The organism is Streptomyces sp. NPDC050439, from assembly GCF_040655335.1.
Classification (GTDB): domain Bacteria; phylum Actinomycetota; class Actinomycetes; order Streptomycetales; family Streptomycetaceae; genus Streptomyces.
This window is the reverse complement of the sequence record NZ_JBFAJT010000013.1, coordinates 154,689-173,533: the sequence shown is the minus strand read 5'-3', so window position 1 is coordinate 173,533 and position 18,845 is coordinate 154,689. Positions and strand designations below refer to the sequence as shown.

General features: G+C 70.0%; 17 protein-coding genes and 1 pseudogene. 9 read left to right on the top strand and 9 right to left on the bottom strand.

Annotated elements, in window-relative coordinates:
* Positions 1–53 precede the first annotated feature (53 nt).
* Positions 54–401 carry a hypothetical protein gene (locus tag AB0I66_RS40350; protein WP_363213055.1) on the top strand — a complete coding sequence of 116 codons (348 nt, stop codon included), beginning with the start codon at positions 54–56 and terminating at the stop codon, positions 399–401.
* 237 nt (positions 402–638) lie between these two features.
* Here AB0I66_RS40350 and AB0I66_RS40345 read toward each other — a convergent pair whose 3' ends face one another.
* From AB0I66_RS40345 to AB0I66_RS40335, 3 genes and pseudogenes are all read right to left on the bottom strand, one after another.
* Complete coding sequence (locus tag AB0I66_RS40345) at positions 639–896, bottom strand: hypothetical protein (protein ID WP_363213054.1); 258 nt, start codon at positions 894–896, stop codon at positions 639–641.
* 93 nt (positions 897–989) lie between these two features.
* Positions 990–2,003 carry a winged helix-turn-helix domain-containing protein gene (locus AB0I66_RS40340; protein WP_363213053.1) on the bottom strand — a complete coding sequence of 338 codons (1,014 nt, stop codon included), beginning with the start codon at positions 2,001–2,003 and terminating at the stop codon, positions 990–992.
* Between the two features lie 268 nt (positions 2,004–2,271).
* A pseudogene (locus tag AB0I66_RS40335) lies at positions 2,272–2,724 on the bottom strand (DUF4383 domain-containing protein); the annotation flags it as partial.
* Between the two features lie 452 nt (positions 2,725–3,176).
* Here AB0I66_RS40335 and AB0I66_RS40330 point away from each other — a divergent pair.
* From AB0I66_RS40330 to AB0I66_RS40315, 4 genes are read left to right on the top strand one after another with little or no spacing between them, the layout of a single operon-like run.
* Positions 3,177–4,439: a polyprenyl synthetase family protein gene (locus AB0I66_RS40330; protein ID WP_363213081.1), complete on the top strand. Its 1,263-nt coding sequence runs from the start codon at positions 3,177–3,179 to the stop codon at positions 4,437–4,439.
* The gene (locus AB0I66_RS40325) at positions 4,436–5,971 is read left to right on the top strand and encodes a phytoene desaturase (protein ID WP_363213052.1); all 1,536 of its coding nucleotides are present in this window, start codon (positions 4,436–4,438) and stop codon (positions 5,969–5,971) included. The genes AB0I66_RS40330 and AB0I66_RS40325 overlap by 4 nt, the downstream gene beginning before the upstream one ends.
* Positions 5,968–7,017: a phytoene/squalene synthase family protein gene (locus tag AB0I66_RS40320; RefSeq protein WP_363213051.1), complete on the top strand. Its 1,050-nt coding sequence runs from the start codon at positions 5,968–5,970 to the stop codon at positions 7,015–7,017. Before AB0I66_RS40325 ends, AB0I66_RS40320 begins: the two co-directional genes overlap by 4 nt.
* The gene (locus tag AB0I66_RS40315; protein WP_363213050.1) at positions 7,014–8,033 is read left to right on the top strand and encodes a DUF5914 domain-containing protein; all 1,020 of its coding nucleotides are present in this window, start codon (positions 7,014–7,016) and stop codon (positions 8,031–8,033) included. Before AB0I66_RS40320 ends, AB0I66_RS40315 begins: the two co-directional genes overlap by 4 nt.
* Positions 8,034–8,398: 365 nt before the next feature.
* On the opposite strand, the gene AB0I66_RS40310 is transcribed toward AB0I66_RS40315, so the two are convergent.
* The 5 genes from AB0I66_RS40310 to AB0I66_RS40290 all read right to left on the bottom strand — a co-directional run bounded on the left by AB0I66_RS40310 (position 8,399) and on the right by AB0I66_RS40290 (position 13,761).
* Positions 8,399–9,964: an FAD-dependent oxidoreductase gene (locus tag AB0I66_RS40310; RefSeq protein WP_363213049.1), complete on the bottom strand. Its 1,566-nt coding sequence runs from the start codon at positions 9,962–9,964 to the stop codon at positions 8,399–8,401.
* On the bottom strand, positions 9,961–10,680 hold the full coding sequence (locus AB0I66_RS40305; protein ID WP_363213048.1) for a methyltransferase domain-containing protein: 720 nt from the start codon (positions 10,678–10,680) through the stop codon (positions 9,961–9,963). The genes AB0I66_RS40310 and AB0I66_RS40305 overlap by 4 nt, the downstream gene beginning before the upstream one ends.
* Positions 10,681–10,729: 49 nt before the next feature.
* A complete protein-coding gene (locus AB0I66_RS40300; RefSeq protein WP_363213047.1) occupies positions 10,730–11,944 on the bottom strand; it encodes a lycopene cyclase family protein in 1,215 nt (404 codons plus the stop codon).
* A 106-nt stretch (positions 11,945–12,050) separates the two neighbouring features.
* The gene (locus AB0I66_RS40295) at positions 12,051–12,848 is read right to left on the bottom strand and encodes an anti-sigma factor (protein WP_363213046.1); all 798 of its coding nucleotides are present in this window, start codon (positions 12,846–12,848) and stop codon (positions 12,051–12,053) included.
* A gap of 295 nt (positions 12,849–13,143) precedes the next feature.
* The gene (locus tag AB0I66_RS40290) at positions 13,144–13,761 is read right to left on the bottom strand and encodes a sigma-70 family RNA polymerase sigma factor (RefSeq protein WP_363213045.1); all 618 of its coding nucleotides are present in this window, start codon (positions 13,759–13,761) and stop codon (positions 13,144–13,146) included.
* A gap of 178 nt (positions 13,762–13,939) precedes the next feature.
* On the opposite strand from AB0I66_RS40290, the gene AB0I66_RS40285 reads away from it, so the two are divergent.
* Together AB0I66_RS40285 and AB0I66_RS40280 are read left to right on the top strand one after the other, a co-directional pair.
* Positions 13,940–14,932 carry a MerR family transcriptional regulator gene (locus AB0I66_RS40285; protein ID WP_363213044.1) on the top strand — a complete coding sequence of 331 codons (993 nt, stop codon included), beginning with the start codon at positions 13,940–13,942 and terminating at the stop codon, positions 14,930–14,932.
* A gap of 151 nt (positions 14,933–15,083) precedes the next feature.
* Positions 15,084–16,022, top strand: coding sequence for a hypothetical protein (locus tag AB0I66_RS40280; protein ID WP_363213043.1), 939 nt, complete (start codon positions 15,084–15,086; stop codon positions 16,020–16,022).
* Positions 16,023–16,095: 73 nt separating this feature from the next.
* On the opposite strand, the gene AB0I66_RS40275 is transcribed toward AB0I66_RS40280, so the two are convergent.
* A complete protein-coding gene (locus AB0I66_RS40275) occupies positions 16,096–16,653 on the bottom strand; it encodes a hypothetical protein (RefSeq protein ID WP_363213042.1) in 558 nt (185 codons plus the stop codon).
* Between the two features lie 311 nt (positions 16,654–16,964).
* Between AB0I66_RS40275 and AB0I66_RS40270 the strand changes: the two genes are divergently transcribed.
* Together AB0I66_RS40270 and AB0I66_RS40265 are read left to right on the top strand one after the other, a co-directional pair.
* Positions 16,965–17,693 (top strand): hypothetical protein, encoded by a 729-nt coding sequence (locus AB0I66_RS40270; RefSeq protein ID WP_363213080.1) that lies wholly within the window; start codon positions 16,965–16,967, stop codon positions 17,691–17,693.
* 159 nt (positions 17,694–17,852) lie between these two features.
* Entirely contained in the window at positions 17,853–18,296 is a 444-nt protein-coding gene (locus tag AB0I66_RS40265) for a nuclear transport factor 2 family protein (RefSeq protein WP_363213041.1), read from the top strand.
* Positions 18,297–18,845 lie beyond the last annotated feature (549 nt).

Here is an 18,845-nt window from a genome sequence, read left to right as displayed (position 1 = left end):
CCGGACTGTATGGCCCGAGTCGCCAAGCCGCTGCACGGGGTGGAGGCGGCGGCATGAGTGATCAGGTGCGGGTGCTGCCGTGGTCGACGCTGGAGGGGAACCCTTGCGTTCTTGTGGGTCCGGGGACGGGATTCATGGCTCGGTTGGCCGACAACATCGAGAGTGTCCAACTGGGCATGGCATGCGATCTTCTCGGGCATGCGGCCGACACGCTCGCTGACCGCAAGGCCACGCCCGAGGAACTCCGCTTCGTGACTGCCCGGTTGACCGACTCGCTTCGAGAGGTCCATCGAATCGCGGAGAGCCGAGGAGATCGCCTGTCCGCACACGACCCATCCGATGTGGACGACAGCGACGAGGACGACGACGATCCGCAGCTCCCGGCAGGGGCGTTCGGGTGAGTGAAGACAGCTTGCCACGAGGCCGTTTCGTGCCGCTCGAATGGACTCTGGTGGCCATGCCTGGGACAGCCGTGCGGCATTGGGACGGACTGCTCCCCACCGTAGAGCAGGGTGGCGGCCCCCGCTCTACTTGCCCTAAAAGCGCTCACGCGGGAGGAGTTGCCGCACCGGGCAGGAGCCCGTCTCAACTGCCGTTTCCAAGGGGCCAGGTCAGGGTGGAGTCCACTCTCGTGGGCGCTATCGCGGACTGGCGGCCAAACCCCGCTGCAGCAGCAGACGTAGCGCTGCGAACAACCCGCCGAGACCCGCCAGGAACGCAGCACCAGGAACCAGGGAAGGGTCGGCAAGCCACACCATCGGAATGACCGCCAGCGAGAGGATCAGCTGCGCAGTCGTGATCCAGGTTCCGAGCCGGTTCCTGGGCAGCATGATCGGCAATAGCGTCCACACAAAGAACAGCACGACAATGATGACCGGAATAAGGATAAGGATCATGAACCCACCCCTCATGCTGACATCAACAAGCGTAGACGCTCGGTGGTGAGGTGACGCATGTGGGGGGCGGTGCGAGGTGGCGGGATGGTGGGCTCAGGCTGCGGTGTTGAGGAGGTCGGCGCCCGCCGTCGTAGTGGTGTGCAAAGCGGTGTTGTGGTGACGTGTGGTGTGGGAGAGGCCCGCGGTGCGCAGCACGGTCGCGTGCTGGCTGGCGCTGGCCGGGGAGATGCCGGCTCGGCGGGCGAGTTCCGTGGTGGTGCAGCCGGGGTGCCGGGCGATGGTCCACAGCACCACGGCCCGGGTGTGCCCGAGGAGCGCGGTCAGTGAGTCGGGGACGGTACTGAGTGCTCGTGCGGTGTCGGTGGACGGCAGGCAGAGGTCCGTGTCACGGAGGCCCACGGGGTAGGTCAGCCACGGCTGGGGTTCGGCTGTGTCGTCCAGCGCCGGGTACACCGCCCCGAAGACCGAGGGAATCAGGAGCAGGCCGCGGCTCGCGAGATGGATGTCGCCGGTGCTGCCGGAAGCCATGGTGAGTTCGAGCACGGGCGCCTCCCACCGGATGTAACGGGGGTTGAGGCCGGACAGCAGCATGTCGAGGCCGCCGTGAGCGGCCTGACGGGCGCGCAGTGCCTGATCGGCACGGCTGAGCGCGTCCATGTGCCGCTGATAGGGGGCGATGACCTGCTTGTGGGCGTGAGCCACGGTGTCGGCCAGTTCCGTGAGCAGTTGTCCGTCGCTGCCGAGTGACTGCGTCCAGGGCGGTGCGGCACGCTGATGGCCTCGTCCGGCCGCCCACGCCTCCGTGTCTTTGCGGATACGGGTGGCCGGCGTGGCCCGCACTCGCTCCACTGCCTCGTCGATGCTGCCGGCAGTCGATTGATCGAGGAAATCCACGGTCCAGCCCGTCGGCGGGATCAGGTCGAACAGTCGCCTCACCCTGGGCGACAGACGACGCAACGATTCCCTGCGCCAGGCCCCGAACCGAAACGCGTGGCTTCCTTCCTGCAGCAGCCGCAACGCGATATCCAGCTCCAGCATGGGACGTGGCGCCTCGGCCAGCCGGGTGCGGGCCAAGTCGGCTGCGGTGAAGTGGATACGTAGGGGCATGCGCAGAGCCTGATCAAGATGTCGTTATTCGGGCTAGGCCAAATCACGTCGATCCCAGATCACCTGTTGGGCCACTCTTGTCCGTGAGCGAACACGAAAAGCTCCAGTTCGGCCCCTTCACCGGTGGCCCGACCTGGATGGGGTCGGACGGCCGTGACGTGGGGGGATGCGGCCGTCCGACCGTGCTGGTGCGGCGGCGATGCTTGCGCGCGTGAGGCGCTCGCGACCGGCGGGCTTCCGCGGCCGACGGGCTCCCGCCTTACGCGATATGCCGACGGCGCCAGTACGGGTTGTCGTGCGGGAGTTTGCTGGAGACCCGGCCGTACATGCCGAACGTCGCGATGAGCAGCCCCATCACGAAACTGAAGATCACGTTGATCATCCCGAAGTTCAGGACATTGGCGGAGCGGTCGAGGATGAAGATGTGGGCGAAGCCGCTGAGCACGAACAGCGCGCCCACGGTGACGTTGAGCGTAGAGGCGAAGTTTCCTCCGATCACGGCCCCGGCGAGCAGTGCGATCCCCACGATGACCGAGATCGTGCTGAGCGCGACGTTGGTGGTCATGCCCGCGATCGTGTCGCCCGCCGTGGCGAAGGGGTCGAGAGCGTCGGCGAAGCCCAGGCCCGCGAACACGAGCAGCACCAGACCGCAGAAGGCCGCCCCGTAGCGGTAGACGGTCGCCAAGTGGTGGTCGACCGGGAGTTCTTCTTTCAGCTTCATGCCACCATTTCGCCCGAAATGGCACTTATGGATGCAGAGCGCTTGATGCGGCTTTTCCCCTTCGCGCCACCCTCCTCCCTCGCTTCGTCGACATGCGTGTCAGGCCGCCCCGCGAGACGGTGGCATCTGGGAGCACCCAGCCGATTGGCCCCGGACCTGCTCCCCCAAAGGTTTGCATGTGAGCTGCATCCGCCCGGTGCAGGCGGACGGAAGGGGAGGAGACGTCATGCCGATCGAATGCGACGAGAGGAAATGCGATGCACCGCGCCCGGACGGAGGCATTCCTCGCCCCTGACCTGGGCGATCCACGGATCGCGTACGACCACGGGCACGATCGGGCGAGGTCCGGCCGAGATCCCGGCCCCTCATCCGGGATGACCCAGGCCCCGGAAGTGCCAGAGATTCCCGCGATCTCGGAGGCCTCGGAGGTCCCGGAGGTGCCGGAGATCCCAGTGATCCCGGAGATCCCGGAGGCTTCAGCAGCCCCAGAACTTCTCGGAGATCCGGCCCTCGTCGACGCAGACGTTCCCGCAGCCGTCGGCCGCACGCTGGAACGGGTCCTGGCCGAACGTCTTGAGGCCGCCCGCAGAATCGACCCCGCTTTCGCCAAAGACGTGGCCGGACGCGTCGCCCACTTCACCTCCAGCGGCGGCAAGCGCCTGCGCCCGCGCTTCCTCTGGTGGGGGCTGAGGGCGTGCGCCGAGACCCTCGATGCCGACCAGATCCGGGCCGCGCTGCGCCTCTGCGTCGGCCTTGAGCTGATCCAGACCTGTGCGTTGGTCCATGACGACGTGATGGACGGTTCGCCACTGCGCAGGGGGCGACAAGCCGTCCATGTCGAGCTCGATGCCCGCTACGGCACCAGCACCAGCGCCAGCACACGCACCAACACCACTGCCCGCGGGGCCGGTGCCTCCTTCGGGACCTCCGCAGCCATCCTGGTCGGCGACCTGGCCCTGGCTTGGGCCGATGACCTGGTGGCCGACACGGCGCTCGACGCGGGCACGGCACGAACCGTCCGTGCGCTGTGGCAGGCCATGCGGGAGGAAATGGTCGCGGGCCAGTACCTCGACCTGCACGGGCAGGCCACCGGTTCTCGTTCCCTGTCCCGGGCTGCCCGCACGGCGACGCTGAAAAGCGCCCTGTACTCGGTGGAACGGCCGCTGGCCTTCGGTGCGGCGCTGGCCGGGACGGATGGCCGGACCACGCGGGCGCTGTGCGCGGCCGGCCGCTGCGCGGGCCTCGCCTTCCAGCTGCGTGACGACCTGCTGGGGGTCTACGCGGACTCCGACCACACGGGCAAGCCCGCGGGCGACGACATCCGCGAGGGCAAGGCGACCTACCTGATGGCCGTGGCCCGGGAGCGCGCCGAGGCCGGGGCCGACCATGACTCGCTCGCCGTCCTCGATGCCGTCCTCGGCGGCCGGGCCGAGTCGACGGGGCTCGCCCTGGACCACGTACGCGGCGTGCTGGAGGCGACCGGAGCCCGCGGCATCGTCGAGAACCGAGTACGACGGCTCGCCGCGCAGAGCGTGCGGCATCTGGCCGATGCCGCACTCCCCCGGAAGGCGGCCGAAGCGCAACTCCGGGAGCTTTTCTACCTGGTCAGCGGCGTGTCGGGCCCCCTACTCGCCCCCACGGCCGCAGCCGCCCCCGTCGCCGCTGCCGCTGCCACCGCCACTGCCACTGCCGCTCGCGAGGAGAGGAACCGATGAGGCGTCTGCAAGGTCCGACCGATCACGTGGTGGTCGTCGGAGCGGGATTGGCGGGCCTGTCCGCCACGCTGCACCTCCTGGGCGCCGGACGACGTGTCACCGTGGTCGAGCGGGACCTGGAGCCCGGTGGCCGGGCCGGATTGCTCGAACGCGGCGGATACCGGATGGACACCGGACCCACCGTCCTGACCATGCCCGACCTGGCGGACGAGGCGTTCGCCGCCGTCGGCGACCGGCTCAGCGACCGTGTGGAGCTGCTCGAGCTGCACCCGGCCTACCGGGCGCGGTTCGCCGACGGCAGCAGCCTGGACGTCCACACCCGGGCGGAGGCGATGGAAGCCGAGATCGAGCGCTTCGCCGGAGCCAGGGAGGCCGCCGGGTACCGCAGGCTGCGTACGTGGCTGCATCACCTGTACAAGGCCCAGATGCGCCGGTTCATCGACACCAACTTCGACTCACCCCTGGGCCTGCTGACACCGGATCTGGTCCGCCTGGCGGCACTCGGCGGCTTCGGCCGCCTGGACGCGCGCATCGGCCGTTTCATCTCGGACGAGCGCCTCCGCCGCGTCTTCACCTTCCAGGCGCTGTACGCGGGTGTGCCCCCGGCCCGCGCGCTGGCCGCGTATGCCGTCATCGCGTACATGGACACCGTCGCCGGCGTCTACTTCCCGCGAGGCGGGATGCACGCCCTGCCGCGGGCCATGGCGGCGGCCGCCGCCGACGCCGGTGCCGAACTGCGCTTCGGGCAGGAGGTGACGCGCCTCGAACGCCGCGGGGGCCGGATCACGGCCGTGGTCACCGATCAGGAGCGGTTCCCGTGCGATGCCGTGGTCCTGACGCCGGATTTGCCCGTCGCCTATCGTCTGCTCGGCTCTCAGCCGCGCCGCCCCGTCCGCCTGAGCCATTCCCCCTCGGCGGTGATCCTGCACGCGGGCACCGATCGCACCTGGCCCCAACTGGCCCACCACACCATCTCGTTCGGCTCCGCGTGGAAGCGTACTTTTCACGAACTGACCCGCACGGGCAGCCTGATGTCCGACCCGTCCCTGCTGATCACCCGCCCCACGGCCACCGACCCCGGGCTCGCCCCGGCAGGACGCCATCTGCACTACATCCTGGCGCCCTGCCCCAACACCCGCATCGGCCCCTCGGCCGACCAGTGGCGCGACCTCTCACCCCGCTATCGCGACAGTCTCCTCGCCGAGCTGGAACGACGCGGGTTGCACGGCATGGCCTCCGCCATCGAGGAGGAGTGCCTGGTCACGCCGGCGGACTGGACCGCGCAGGGACACGCGGCCGGCACCCCGTTCTCCGCCGCCCACACCTTCGCCCAGACCGGCCCCTTCCGCCCACGCAACCTCGTACGCGGAATCGAGAACGCCGTCCTCGCCGGCTGCGGCACGACCCCGGGAGTCGGCGTACCGACCGTCCTGATCTCGGGAAAGCTCGCCGCGGCACGCGTCACCGGCCCGCGGCCGACAGCGACCGCCCGGATCCAGGCTCCGACCACCACGAAGGGCCTCGCGCCATGACCGCCCGGGAACTCGACAGCGCAGGCATCACCGACCCCGCCCTGCGCGCCGCCTACACCCACTGCCGCCGGCTCAACGCACGGCACGGCAAGACCTACTTCCTGGCCACGCGGCTGCTGCCCGTCGAGCGCAGGCCCGCCGTACACGCCCTGTACGGATTCGCCCGCTGGGCCGACGACATCGTCGACGACCTCGACTCCACGGCCACGGCAGACGAGCGCGCCACGGCCCTGCACCTCCTGCAACAGGACCTCGAGATCGGCCTGCGCAAGGGAACGAGCACGGACCCGGTGGTGGCGGCCCTGTCGGACACCGCCTCCCGCTACGCCATCGCCCCGGAGCTCTTCACGGACTTCATGACGTCGATGCGGCTCGACCTGGAGGTCACCGAATACCCGCGCTACGCGGACCTGCGGAACTACATGCACGGCTCGGCAGCCGTCATCGGCCTGCAGATGCTGCCCGTCCTGGGCACGGTCGTTCCCCGCGAGGAAGCCGCCCCACACGCCGCCGCACTCGGCGTCGCCTTCCAACTGACCAACTTCCTCAGGGACGTCGGAGAAGACCTCGACCGCGGACGTATCTACCTCCCCATGGACCTGCTGGCCGCACACGGCGTCGACCGCGCCCTCCTGCGCTGGAGCAGGGACAGCGGGCGCGACGACCGGCGCATCACCGCGGCTCTGCGCGATGCTGCCGCGCTCACCCGGCGCGTCTACCGCGAGGCAGCGCCCGGCCTGCCGCTGCTCGACCCCGTGTCCCGGCCCTGCATCCGCACCGCCTTCGTGCTGTACGGCGCGATCCTCGACGCCATCGCACGCGACGGATTCGCGGTACTGCACCGACGTTCCGTCGTACCTCGCCGCCGCCGGGCGGCGGTCGCCTGTGACGGTTTGGCCCGCCTGACCGCGGCCCGCCTGCGCGCCCGCTCCATGGGCTCCAGCGTCCCGAGCGCACCCGAGGCGTCGCCTGACCCATCGCCACCGCAGAACATGCCGCACACCGCGCAGGCGCGAACGCGGCAGCCGAGGAGGGAGGCCGTATGAGCTCCGGGCGCTTCTCCGGAACCGGCCGCTATCCGCTCAGCCTGCGGCGCCGTCCCGTGGCATGGGAGCGGCAGCAGCCGACCTGGCGCGAGGCGAAGCCGGCCGTCATCGCGCAGGCGCTCAAGCGCGCCCAGGCCAGGCCGTCCGGCAATTGGTACGTCCTTGACGACACCCGCAACATCACGGCCGAGCGGCCCATGGGCCGGACCATCGCCGGCACCGAGGTCATCGCATGGCGCGACGCCGCGGGAGCCCTACGGGCCGGACCCGGCGCCTGCCCCCATCTCGGAGCGCCGCTGAAGGACAGCGTCGTGCGATGCGGCACCCTCTTCTGCCACTGGCACGGACTGGCCCTCGACGGATCGGCGCGCGCGGGCTGGCAGCCCTACCCCGCCTACGACGACGGGGTCCTGGCCTGGGTACGCCTCGACACGGTCGGCGGCGAGCAGCCCCTGGACCGTCCGGTGATTCCCGAGCGTCCGCGGTTGGCCGGGAGTGTGTCGGCGGTCTGCACCGCCACGGGGGCCTGCGAACCCGAGGACATCATCGCCAACCGCCTGGACCCCTGGCACGGCGCCTGGTTCCACCCCTACTCGTTCGTCGATCTCCGCGTGGTGGACGAGCCCGGAGCCGGACCGGTGAACGATGCCGAGGACTGCTTCGCCGTGGAGGTTTCCTTCAAGGTCGCCGCACGCGCGGTAGTACCGGTCACGGCCGTCTTCACGGCTCCCGAACCGCGCACCGTCGTCATGCACATCACCCAGGGCGAGGGAGCGGGCTCCGTCGTGGAGACCCACGCCACGCCACTCGAACCGGACGCCGCGGGACAACCGCGTACGGCCGTGTTCGAAGCGGTGATCGCTGCGTCCGACCGGCGGGGCTTCGCGGTCGCCAGGTCCCTGACACCGCTGCTGCGCCCCGCCATGCGGGCGGCGGCGGGGCGACTGTGGCGTGATGACATGGCGTACGCGGAGAGGCGCTGGACGCTGCGCAGCAGCGGACGCTTCCCGGGCTGAGCACCGGGGTTGGCAGCGACCGCTGAAGGACTGCGACCACGGAAACCTACTACCGCCCGCGAAAGATCAGGGGCATCGGCGCCCCATCTTCGCGGACTGACGGTTCCGCCCCTTGGTGTCCCACCACTCTTCCAACAGGCCACGCACCAGCTGCACCAGTTGGCGAAGACGCTCGGGGTCAGGGGTGGGCGAGGTGAACACGTCCACGAAGGACCGGTCGCTCCAGGGCAGCGTGAACACCCAGCACCTCGGCGTGCCCCGTCAGGTCTATGACGTGGAACCGGGTCGCGCCGTCATCGGAGGTGTGTGAGCGAGCCAGGACGCGCTCGGCCGGTGTGTGAGCCACCATCTGCACCTCTCACCTCTCATCTCGTACCGGCCACCTGATTGAGGGCCCTCAGCGCCATCGTCCTGCCCTTTTCCGGGACGGTCCACAGTGTTTGTCCGGCCACGCCCCAGCGTTCGAGCAGGGCGTTCGCCGCGAGGAAGCCGGTCGTCGCCGCGCGTTCCATCAAGGCGACCGGCAGATCGCTGCGCACGATGTCACCGGCCAGCGTGACGGCCGGGTCCGAGGTGCGAACCGTGGGCCTGTCCCGGTAGCCGCCGACGGGAAACAGCGGGCAGTCGGCGCGCCACTCATGCCGTTCGTCGACGATCTCGGCGTCACGGATCTCCGGGTAGACCCGGTGCAACTGAGCCAGCAGATTGCGCTGTTCCGCTGCCCGGTCCGCTCCCGGGTGGACCGCGTAGGCGTGCAGTTCGATTACTGAACCACCGGTACGGGCCGACCAGTCGGCCGCCTCGTCCTCCCAGCGCGCAAGGACGCTGACATTGTCCAGGGACCCGTATCCGCTCGTGCCCAGGAAGCCGGGTCGCTCGGGCGCCGGGCGCCGGTCGAGCCACAGCCGGGAGACGAGGAAGGGCGGCGCGGTGCGCAGGCCCATGATCCGCGTACGCCAGTCGCGGTCGACGAGCAGCGGCGACTGCTCCACCACCCGCTGAAGGCCCTTGATGTCCAGGGCCAGGACGACGGCGTCGTGCCGCTTGCGCCCGTCCGCCGTGATGACGTGGAAGCCGCCTTGGCGCGCGGGCTCAATGCTTTCGACGCCCTGGCCGGTACGGATGTCGGCCCGGTGGCCGACCAGATACCGGGCCAGGGGCTCCCACAACGCGGCCGGGAAAGGTGCCCGGGGCACGTCGAACAGGAGGCCCTCGCTGGAGCCGAGGAAGTAGATGTGGAACATCAGGGCGAGTTCGGCCGCCGACAGTTTCCGCGGGTCGGCGAAGAAGCTGCGGGAGAACACCTCGAACGCCAAGTGGTGGGCTGCCTCAGGGAATTGAATGCGTTCCAGCAGATCCCAGGCGCTGATGTGGTCGAAGCGCCGGTAGACGTCGGGTACGCGTACGTCGAGCAGCGGCAACGCGTCGCGCGGACTCATCCGGGTCAGGTCGCGCCAGCCGAAGGTGGGGCTCAGGGCCACGAAGCCGAGCGCGCTCCAGGGCGGGGTACGTGGGACCCGCGCGAAGCTGTCCTGCAGACCGCCGCTGTGCCGCAGCGGATAGTCGGGCAGGCCCTGGAGCATGCTCAGGGCGGGGTCGGCACGACGCAAGAGCCCGCGCAGGTTGTAGTACTGGCGGAAGAAGGCATGAAACCCGCGGCTCATCGTGACCGTGGAACCGTCCGCCAGTTCCGTGGACCAACCCGCGAGCCTGCCCCCCAGCTGATCGTCGCGCTCGTAGAGCGTCACCTCAACGCCCCGCTCCGCCAAGGCGGTTGCCGCGGCCAGACCGGCGATGCCCCCACCGATGACCGCCACGCCGCGAGCCTCGCCGGAGACACGCGCCGCCCCCGTCGGCCCCGGCACCACACGGGCGCGCCGATCACGCCCGTGCCGCGTCGCACCGCCGTTGACCGCACCACGTCCGCTCATCGCGCGGCGTCCGGTGCCGCAGCGACCACGGTGTGCACGATGCCCGTCTGCCATCCCGGCATCGGCAGCACCCGCACCTGACGGAAGCCCGCCCGCCGTACCCGGGCGGCGAACGCGGGCGCCGTGTCGAAATCGACGACGCTGCGAAACAGGTGCCGGTAGAGGCGACGATCGCCGGCCACCGTGCCGGCAGGAAGGACCACGCCCTTGCACACGGCGGTCCACACCGCGCGGTCCAGCGCCCGGCCGCTGAGCGTGTACTCGTGCACGCCCAACCGCCCTTGCGGGGCAAGGAGTTCGTGCATGGCGGCGAGTACCGCATCCGGGTCGTCGAGATTGCGGAACAGGTAGGCCGCGAAGATCGCGTCGAAAGGGCCCTCGACCCCGGCCCGGGCAAGCTGCTCGGCCGGCGCATGCACGAAACGCACGCCAGGGGGCCACGGCTTGGCCGCGGCGCGGTCCAGCATGCCCTGCGAGGCGTCCACCGCGACGATCTCGGCTCGCGGTGCCGCGTGCAGGAGGGCGGCGGTCGACGCACCGGTCCCGCATCCCAGGTCGAGCACGCGCATCCCCGCGCCTTCGTCCGCCAGCCCCAGGCGCCGGGCGGAGCGTCGCAGATGGGCGTGGTAGCCGGGATTGGCGGAGACCAGCCGGTCGTAGGTGTGGGCGGCGTGGTCGAACGCGGCGGACAGTTCGTCGTCGCGCAGCAGCGTCATCTCGGCGTCTCCTTCGGTTTGTTGCTTTTCATGTGTGGCTGGTTGCCGGTCACGGGGTTCGGCGGTCCGGCAGGGGATGCTTCTGGTGGTGGCGGGGCAGCCACGGCAGCTCCGCGACCGTACGCAGCATGGGCAGGACAGGCGTACGCAGACCGATCCTGAAGTCCTCGTCCCAACGGGTGCGTCCGTCGAGAAAGCGCAGCAGCCGTTGCATGGGCACCTTGCCGAACAGTCCGGCGAAGAACGCGGCTCCGTCCACGCGCCCGGTGTCCAGGGCCCGGAGCATCACTGAGTCCATGGCCAGCGAGCGCCTGGCGTGGACGGGCGGGGGCTCGGGCGTACGTCCGAGGTGGTAGGCGGCCGCGATGGCGGACGTCTGTCGCTGCACCGCCGCGAAGGTGTAGCCGGTGGATGGGCGTGTCGCCCCGCCGGCCGTGCCGATACGGAAGACCGACCGGCCGGAGCGACGGGGAAAGCGCGCGTCGGTCATAGGGATGACCCCCTGCTCGACACGCCTGACCTCGTAGCGTTCCAGGCCGAGCCGCTTCGTCACGTGCAGGCGCAGCGCTTCCTCGTAGGCATGCTCCTCTAGCACGGCGCCGGAGAATTCCGTGTACTCGACCAAGGCGTCGTACGGAGTCATGGGCAGCACGTATGCGAAGGAGAGGCCGTGCGCGGGCTGTGGTGTGCGAAAGTCCATCAGGTCGGCCAGGCCGGCCTCGAAGACGGGCCGGTCCGTGCTGATGAACCAGCCGCGGAAGTGCTGCAGCAGCGTGGTCCTCGCGGGCGGCAGCGTCGCGAGCGGGCGTGAGTCGAACACCCACCGGGCACGCAGGGCCAACGACTCGCCCTGTGGCGTGGTTCCGCGCACCTCTGCTCCCTGCGGCAGGTCGCGCACCTCCTTGACCTCGGCCGCCACGCGCCGCACCCGGCCGTCTCCGTCCAGGCGCGCCGCGACCAGTTCCTCGAAGGAACTGGAGCGCAGCATCTTGTAGCGCAGCGGCGCCGGAGAACCGATCACGGAGGTTCCGTCGGGGGCGCGTACCCGCAGGGTGTCCCACACGCCGGACAGCGACGCGTCGAACTCCCCCTCGCTCCCCTCCCAGAAACACCAGGTCCGCTCGGGCGGCCTCAGCCGGCCGTGCGGGGCATCGATGAGCACGATCGAAGGCCTGATGCCTGTGGGAGGGCGGGCGCAGAGCCGATAGGCCAGGGACAGCCCGGCCGCGCCGGCGCCCACGATGGCGATCTCCGCGTCGTCCATGCCGCCCCTCGTACATTGCCCGTGCGTCGGCCCTTGCAGCCAGCATTCCCTACGAAGGGAGCCGTTGGATGCACAGACATGGGTACTTACGAAAGCCGCCCCGGTCTCATAGGGCCCCGCGGACGACGCTCTTGCCGGAGTGGGCCGGATTTCCGTCGTACGCCTGGTCGGAGACGTCCACCACGGGGTAGCCGGACAGGTCCACACCCTGAGGGAGCGGCAGTGTGGCCGATCCGTCGGCCCCAAGGACACCGACCGCGATGAGCTTCTTGTGGGCCGAGTCCATCAACCAGACCTCGAAGTACCCCTTGGTGCTGGGCAGCCCCCTCACCTTGATGCGCAGAGTCTTGTGCGCGCTGCTGTCCACGACGAGGTGCGCGACTCCCCTGGCGCGGTCAACGGCCAGCGGAGCGAGAGTGGCGTCGGCACGGTCGGCAGCCGGGCGGGCAGTTCCGCTGCTGTCCTGCCGGACCTGCGCCTGCCCCTGCACCTGCCACCGGGTGGCGGCGCTCCCCAGCGCGGCGCCGACCAGCAGGCAGGCCGCCGCGAGCAGCAGCGCGGAGTTGCGTCCAACGTGGCGCACCGAGATGGCGTGTGCGGTCGGCTCCCGCCATCCGGTGTTCTGCGCAGCGGCGGGTTGAGGCGCGCGCGGCTGCGAGGTGCCGCCCAGGGCGTGGTCGTCGGTCAACTCCGCGGAGATGGCCTGCCAGACACGTTGAGGTGGCGGCGTCGGTACATCGGCAGGGGAAGCGGACCGCGCCGCATCGACGACCCGGCGCAGCGCGTCGAGATGCGCCCGGCACGCACCGCACTGACGAAGGTGGGCGCCGACGGGCCCGGACGGCGCCGCATCGGCCTCTGTGAGAGCGAGTTCAGCGAGGTCCGATGAGTCAACATGCTTCACGATCGCCCACCTTGTCCATCTCGCTCACGTCGCCCGGCACCTCAGATCTCAGACACCCCTTCGCGGCGGACTCTGCGCGTCGATGCTGGATCTCGGACTACTTCTCGCGATGGCGCGTGGCCGGATGCGGACCTGAAAGCGAAAACGGGTGCGGGTGTGAAAGCGGGTCTGAATGCGGCCGGCTGGAGATGCGGGCGGGGCTGGAGCCAGGGGTGCGGGAAGGTTCCCGGCCACTCGCGCATACGTTTTCGTCGCACCGAAACCGCATCGCTTCCGCGCCTCTCCACCGGATGCGCTAGCCGTCCACGGGATCCTCCGCACCTTCGAGGGTGTGCCTCAGCCGGTGCAGCCCCCTGCGGATGTGGCTCTTGACGGTGCCGAGGGGCAGGCCCGTGTGCTGGGCGATCTGCACCTGGGTGAGGTCTTGGTAGAACGCCAGGCCCAGCATGAGCCGCTGCACCGGCGGCAGTTTGCCGAGCTCCTGCGCGATGAGCACCCTGTCCAGCGCGGCTTCCGGGTGATCGTGCGGGGGAAGCACCCCGCTCTCGCCCTGCACACCCGCGGCCGTGGTGAGCGCGAGACGGCGGGTGCGGGCCGTGAGCGCATCCGCCGTTTTCCGGCGGGTGATGCCCACCAGCCATGCCGAGAGAGGCCCTCGGTCGGGCCGGTAGCCCGCCCGGCCGCGCCATGCGGCGAGGAAGACCTGCTGCGTGACGTCTTCCGCCTCACGGGCATCGCCCAGAGCGCGCGCGGCCAGCGTGTGCACCAGGGCTCCCCAGCGCTGATAGAGCGCTGCGACGCAGCGTTCGTCGCCACGGACGAACCCGGCCGCGATGTCCTCGGCGTCCTGGCTCTCCTCCACCGGCACATGTGATGGGACCGCTGTGGGAACGGCTGCCGCGTTCACCGCCATGGTTTCCTCCTGCCGGACCTGGCGGTCCGGTGAGCTCGGTCCAGTCGGCTCGGCGGGGCTGCCAGTGCTCACCGCAGCCCAGTTCCACCAAGCGTCTTGCGCGCTGTGATGGGCCAAGACTCGCGATCACGCACTGGGCCGTGCAACATGCGTCGGTCTTGCGTCGTACGGTGAACCCATGAGGGACACCGAGCTGCAGCGCCCCCTGCCGACCGTGGCAGGTCTGAGCACCGGGGCTGTCGCCCGACGATTCGGCGTGGCGCCGACGACCCTGCGTTCGTGGGGCCAGCGCTACGGCGTCGGCCCCGCCGGCCACCAGAGCGGGCGCCATCGTCGGTGGACGCGCGAGGACATAGCGGTCCTGGAGCACATGTGCCGGCTCACCAGTGCGGGCGTGCCACCGTCCGAAGCCGCTCGGGCCGCCCTGCAGACCTCCGTGGCGCCTTCGAGCCAGCCGCAACCTGCGGCCCCTGATCCGAGCGGCCGACCCTCGCCGCTCCAGCTGCCTGCTGCGCCCGGGCAGGCCCGGCAGCACCTGCGCGGGTTGAGCCGTGCGGCGCTGAGGCTCGACTCCCCGGCCATCGAAAACCTGCTCAGCACGGCCATCTCGCAGTTGGGGCTGATCCCCGCGTGGGACGAGGTGATCATGCCTGCCCTGCATGCGGTCGGCCGTAAGTGGGAGACCTCCGGCGAGCGCTATGTCGAGGTCGAGCACCTGCTGTCGTGGCATGTGTCGACGGCTTTGCGGCGCGTGACGAAACCTTACGGCGCGATGCAGCGCGAGGCGGGGGCCTCGCTCTCGCCCATACTCCTCGCTTGCGTGCCGGGCGAATCACACACCCTGCCGCTGGAAGCCCTCGCGGCGGCACTGTCGGAGCGCGGCGTTCCGGTGAGCATGTTCGGGTCCTCGGTGCCGGCCGAGGCGCTCGACCAGGCCGTACGCCGCATCGGTCCCGCCGCGGTCGTGCTGTGGGCGCAGTCCTACGGCACCGCCAGCCGCCCCCTTGCCCAGCACTTCAGCGCGCTGCAATGGGGCGTACCCGGCGCGCGTACGCAGTCGGCCGTCATGGTGGCCGGCCCCGGCTGGGCAGGACCACACCTCGCGGGCACCCTGCGCCCCCACCGACTCGGCGACGCCGTCGCCTCTCTCCTCGCTCTCTGCGATGTGTGAGTGGTGAGCCGTGCGTTGCGACCCCCGTCCTGTGGTTGGGGCTGTGCATCTGCCGCCGAATGGGGGGCTCGGGAAAAGACTGCATCCGTGGGCGCCTCTCCACGCGAATCGGGCGCGTCAGATCGTCGGGTCTCATCGGCAGGAGAAGCACATGCGTGGTGTGGCGTTGGACAGGGCGCACACTGCCGATCAGTGGCCGGAGGACAGCGGCGTCGGTGGCCCATGGTGGCAAGAGCCCCACACACCGGGTGCTCCGCTCACCTGGAGTTCGATCGGACTTGATGCGATGGCATTGATGCTGGTCGTGTCCCTGCGCAAACAGGGAAGCCGCAGTTTCGCGGCCCGCTGCCAGTGGCCCCGGCTCCATCCGCTCAACGAGCGCGCTGTGCCCGTGCCGCACCACCCACTGATCGTGGTGGAATCCACCCGACAGCTCGCTCTGGCCCTTGAGCGTCGGCACCTGCCGCCGACGTGTCTGCCGCCGCTCGATCCCGTCTCGGTGAGCCTTGGACTGGATTTCCGTGTACGGCCGACCGAGTACGCCAGTGCCACCGATGTGGCGGTCCGCCTCATCCTGAGCGACCGCGCGCCGCAGTCCGGCCCGCTCGCCCGCTACCGTCTCACGGCCGAATACCTGCACGGCGGGACGCCGTTCGCGTCCTGCACGATGCAGTTCGCGCGTCCGGCCCCCGCAGGCCCGCACCGCGATGACGAGCCGGCCCTCCCCGCATGTCTCTCCCCCGCTGCCGCCGCAGTGGGGGCTGCGGCCGATCTCGACGTGATGCTGGCGCGGGCGCCGCAGGGGAAAGTGGTGATCGTTCCACGAGATCCCCGCCATCCCGTACTGCTGCCCGGCCGGCCCACTCGGCTCCCCGTGCTTGCGGTGCTGGAAGCGGGGCGTCAGGCAACGCTGCTCAACTCGGGGATGACGGCGGCAGCCGTGACGGGGCTGCGCATGCAGTTGCATGGACCGGTACCGCTGCGTGGAGCTGAGATCGACGTGGCGACGGAGACCGGCGGTACGCGTGTCCTCGTCACCGCCGCCGGGCACATCGCCGCGACAGGGACGTTCACGCTCGTGCGTCCGTAAGAACCCACCCGATACTCATGCGTCCGCACGAGTCCGCCGCATGCTCATGCGCTCGGTCGGAGCTGTCGGGCCCCTACGCCCGTTCCTGCAGCACGTCCGCAGGCAGCTCCGCGTCCTTCGCCTTGTCGCCCGGCTGGAGTTGATCGGCGTAGCCCGCCTCGGTCCACACCAGCTTCTTGAACTGCTCCGGGGTGAGCACTCCCTGCCATGGAGTCCCGCCGGGGCAGAACACCGAGCTACAGCCGTAGCAGTAACGCGCGGGCTTCCACAGGCGTTCCGCCCGAGCTTCACCGGCCTCCGCGGCGGACTTCTCACGCCCGTCGCCGCGCACGACCATGAAGGTGCCGAAGAAACAGATCAGCGCGAGGACGACACCGCCGACCGTGTACAGCGGCTTGTCCTCCTCGACGCCCATGTAGGCGAGGGCGATGCCCATGCCGGTCAGCACCATGCCTTCTGCGAAGTGCAAACATCCGTCGCCGGTCTTGTTCGGCCCCGGTTCCAGCCGGCCGTTCAGGTCCTCGCGCATCGCACCCTTGCCGCCGCGCGCCTCCTCGACGGTCCGCACCTCGCCACCGCCACACCCCGGACACACCACACCCACCGGCTCCCCGGCCCTCTCGCTCTCCATGAAGATCAGCCTATCGGTCACCCGAATCGTGACTGCGGTGGGCGGAACTCGACCCCATAGCAGCGTTGTTGCACGGTTTTGCAACTGTGGTGTGCGTGCAGGAGTGCATCGGCGCCAGCTGATGGACGACATACGGTGGTGAATCTCGCCGTAGCCGGTCAGCCCTGTGGCCGCGCACGGCAGCGACGGACCCGATGCATACCGACAGACATCAAGGAGCGTCTTGCCCGATGCCCGCACAGCAGCAACGCCCCGCACAACCCGCACAGTCCATACGTCCCGAGCGCATCGGATCCGCTTCCGCCGCAGGCATGGGCGTTCCAGTGTTCAAGGCTTCTCTCGTCAAGGCGGTGTTCAGGGACGTCACTTCTCAGCACGTCTCGCGGTCGGCTGCGCGGGCTGCCGCGTCGGTGACGCAGACAGTGCTGACGGGCATCGTTGACGGCGCGCAACGAGCAGCGGCGGAGGAGGATCGAAAGAAGCTGCTGCCCAAGGACCTTGTGACGGCCATCGGCCGGGACGTCGAGCTTGAGGTGGGAGAGATTTGGTACCGCCACAGCCCTACGTTCAAGGGGCTGACCGGCGTGGTGTACGACGCCGAGGGTGTCGCCGTACGCGCTCCCAGACGCAGCAAGTCCCGCAAGCCCAGTGCCATGGTGGGCGCCCACAGGTTCGAGGCCGGGATCAGGAAGCTGCTGCGCCACCGGGGTACGTCAGCGGTCCCGGCGATGCTCCGCGATCTGGACGGGCTCGCGAGCGTGTTCCTCACCGACCTCGCCCGGGACGCGGCTGTGGTCGTGAGAGAGGGCGGCATCAAAGGCTTCGGCACCGTCACCCTGACGAGGCCGGGCGAACCGGCTGACACCCGCCCGTCCGTGGCGGAGTCCGTCCTGCCCCTGCTCACCTGCACAAGAGACGGACGAACCATCGGCAGGGATCACGTCCTGGCCGCCACCACGATCCAGTTGTTCGGCGAAGTCAGGCAGCGAGCCCTCGCCGCGGCCCGCGAGGCGACGGAGACCACCGGTTCGGAAGGCTGAGCGGGTGCCGGGCCGTTGGGCCGTTAGGCCGTTTACCGAAAGTGGAGCTTGGTGATCCGCGCGCATTACGTCCGAGGTAATCGTCTCTGCGTGCCCGTGCTGACAGGGTCGGTGACGTCTCCGCGTCGGAGGACGCGGACCAGGACGGAGAGGTCGACCATGTCCATGGCCACATCCACCAACACGCGCGCTGTGGTGCAGGAGTTGCTGCGCAGAATAGGCGAGGGCAACCCCGAGCACATCGCCGAGCTGTATGCCGAGCAGGGTGACTGGAAGCTGGACTGGCCGGAGTCCGAGCACGGCCGCACTGCCACGCCGTGGATCCGTCATCGCTCCACCCGGGCCGACGCGGCCGCCCACTATCGCGAGCTGGCCGAGAACCACATCCCGGAGCATGTGGCGACTGAGGTCGAGCGCATCCTTGTCGACGGAAGCGACGCGGTCGTCTTGGGTGAGATTCGTCAGACCGCCAGGCCCACCGGACGTGCCTACAAGGCGCGGTTCGCTCTGCATCTCACCGTCGCAGACGGTCTTGTCACCCGGCACCATGTCTACGAGGACAGTCTGGCCGTCGCCCAGGCATTCGAACCGAAGGGTCAGTGAACGACCACCGGCATCGGCCCTTCGCGAGAAGCCGCTCACATCCCCGTCACTCACTCCGGTGGTTCGGCTCCAGGCGGCTGCGCGCGGACTTGCCGCTGAGGGACAGTGGCCCGATGCGCCGCCGCTTCGTCACGCTCGTCGTCCTGGCCCTGTTGAGTACCGCGGGGTGTACCTCCGTGGCGCCGCGTCCCGCTCCGTCGCTGAAGCCCGCGGGTGGCCAGGCGCCGGCTTCGCGGGAGGCTCACGCGCCCGCCACCCAGCCCTCGGCCCGTGACGCGCTGGTGAGGAGCGGTACGGGCAGGCCGAAGAGCAAGGAGGACAGGAAGGACGCGGAGCCGCCGCCACGCCGCCAGGCAGCGGCTGCTGACCGCGAACCCCCGCCAACACCCCCTCCCCGCGCACCGGTTCAGCGAGCGGCTCCGCCACCCCAGCCCGTGACACAACGGCCCGAGCGGCGTCCCAAACCGGCGGCGCCCCGCCCTCCGCGTCAACGGAAGACCTACGACGGCAAGATCGTGTGCGACATGGCCAAAGGTGTCACGGACCCCA

Bases quoted from the DNA above. Each gene is read 5' to 3' on its own strand.
- AB0I66_RS40315 (WP_363213050.1), top strand. From the start codon at position 7,014: ATGAGCTCCGGGCGCTTCTCCGGAACCGGCCGCTATCCGCTCAGCCTG.
- AB0I66_RS40350 (WP_363213055.1), top strand. From the start codon at position 54: ATGAGTGATCAGGTGCGGGTGCTGCCGTGGTCGACGCTGGAGGGGAAC.
- AB0I66_RS40345 (WP_363213054.1), bottom strand. From the start codon at position 896: ATGATCCTTATCCTTATTCCGGTCATCATTGTCGTGCTGTTCTTTGTG.
- AB0I66_RS40280 (WP_363213043.1), top strand. From the start codon at position 15,084: ATGCGTGGTGTGGCGTTGGACAGGGCGCACACTGCCGATCAGTGGCCG.
- AB0I66_RS40290 (WP_363213045.1), bottom strand. From the start codon at position 13,761: ATGGCGGTGAACGCGGCAGCCGTTCCCACAGCGGTCCCATCACATGTG.
- AB0I66_RS40325 (WP_363213052.1), top strand. From the start codon at position 4,436: ATGAGGCGTCTGCAAGGTCCGACCGATCACGTGGTGGTCGTCGGAGCG.
- AB0I66_RS40305 (WP_363213048.1), bottom strand. From the start codon at position 10,680: ATGACGCTGCTGCGCGACGACGAACTGTCCGCCGCGTTCGACCACGCC.
- AB0I66_RS40265 (WP_363213041.1), top strand. From the start codon at position 17,853: ATGTCCATGGCCACATCCACCAACACGCGCGCTGTGGTGCAGGAGTTG.
- AB0I66_RS40285 (WP_363213044.1), top strand. From the start codon at position 13,940: ATGAGGGACACCGAGCTGCAGCGCCCCCTGCCGACCGTGGCAGGTCTG.
- AB0I66_RS40275 (WP_363213042.1), bottom strand. From the start codon at position 16,653: ATGGAGAGCGAGAGGGCCGGGGAGCCGGTGGGTGTGGTGTGTCCGGGG.
- AB0I66_RS40340 (WP_363213053.1), bottom strand. From the start codon at position 2,003: ATGCCCCTACGTATCCACTTCACCGCAGCCGACTTGGCCCGCACCCGG.
- AB0I66_RS40310 (WP_363213049.1), bottom strand. From the start codon at position 9,964: ATGAGCGGACGTGGTGCGGTCAACGGCGGTGCGACGCGGCACGGGCGT.
- AB0I66_RS40320 (WP_363213051.1), top strand. From the start codon at position 5,968: ATGACCGCCCGGGAACTCGACAGCGCAGGCATCACCGACCCCGCCCTG.
- AB0I66_RS40270 (WP_363213080.1), top strand. From the start codon at position 16,965: ATGGGCGTTCCAGTGTTCAAGGCTTCTCTCGTCAAGGCGGTGTTCAGG.
- AB0I66_RS40300 (WP_363213047.1), bottom strand. From the start codon at position 11,944: ATGGACGACGCGGAGATCGCCATCGTGGGCGCCGGCGCGGCCGGGCTG.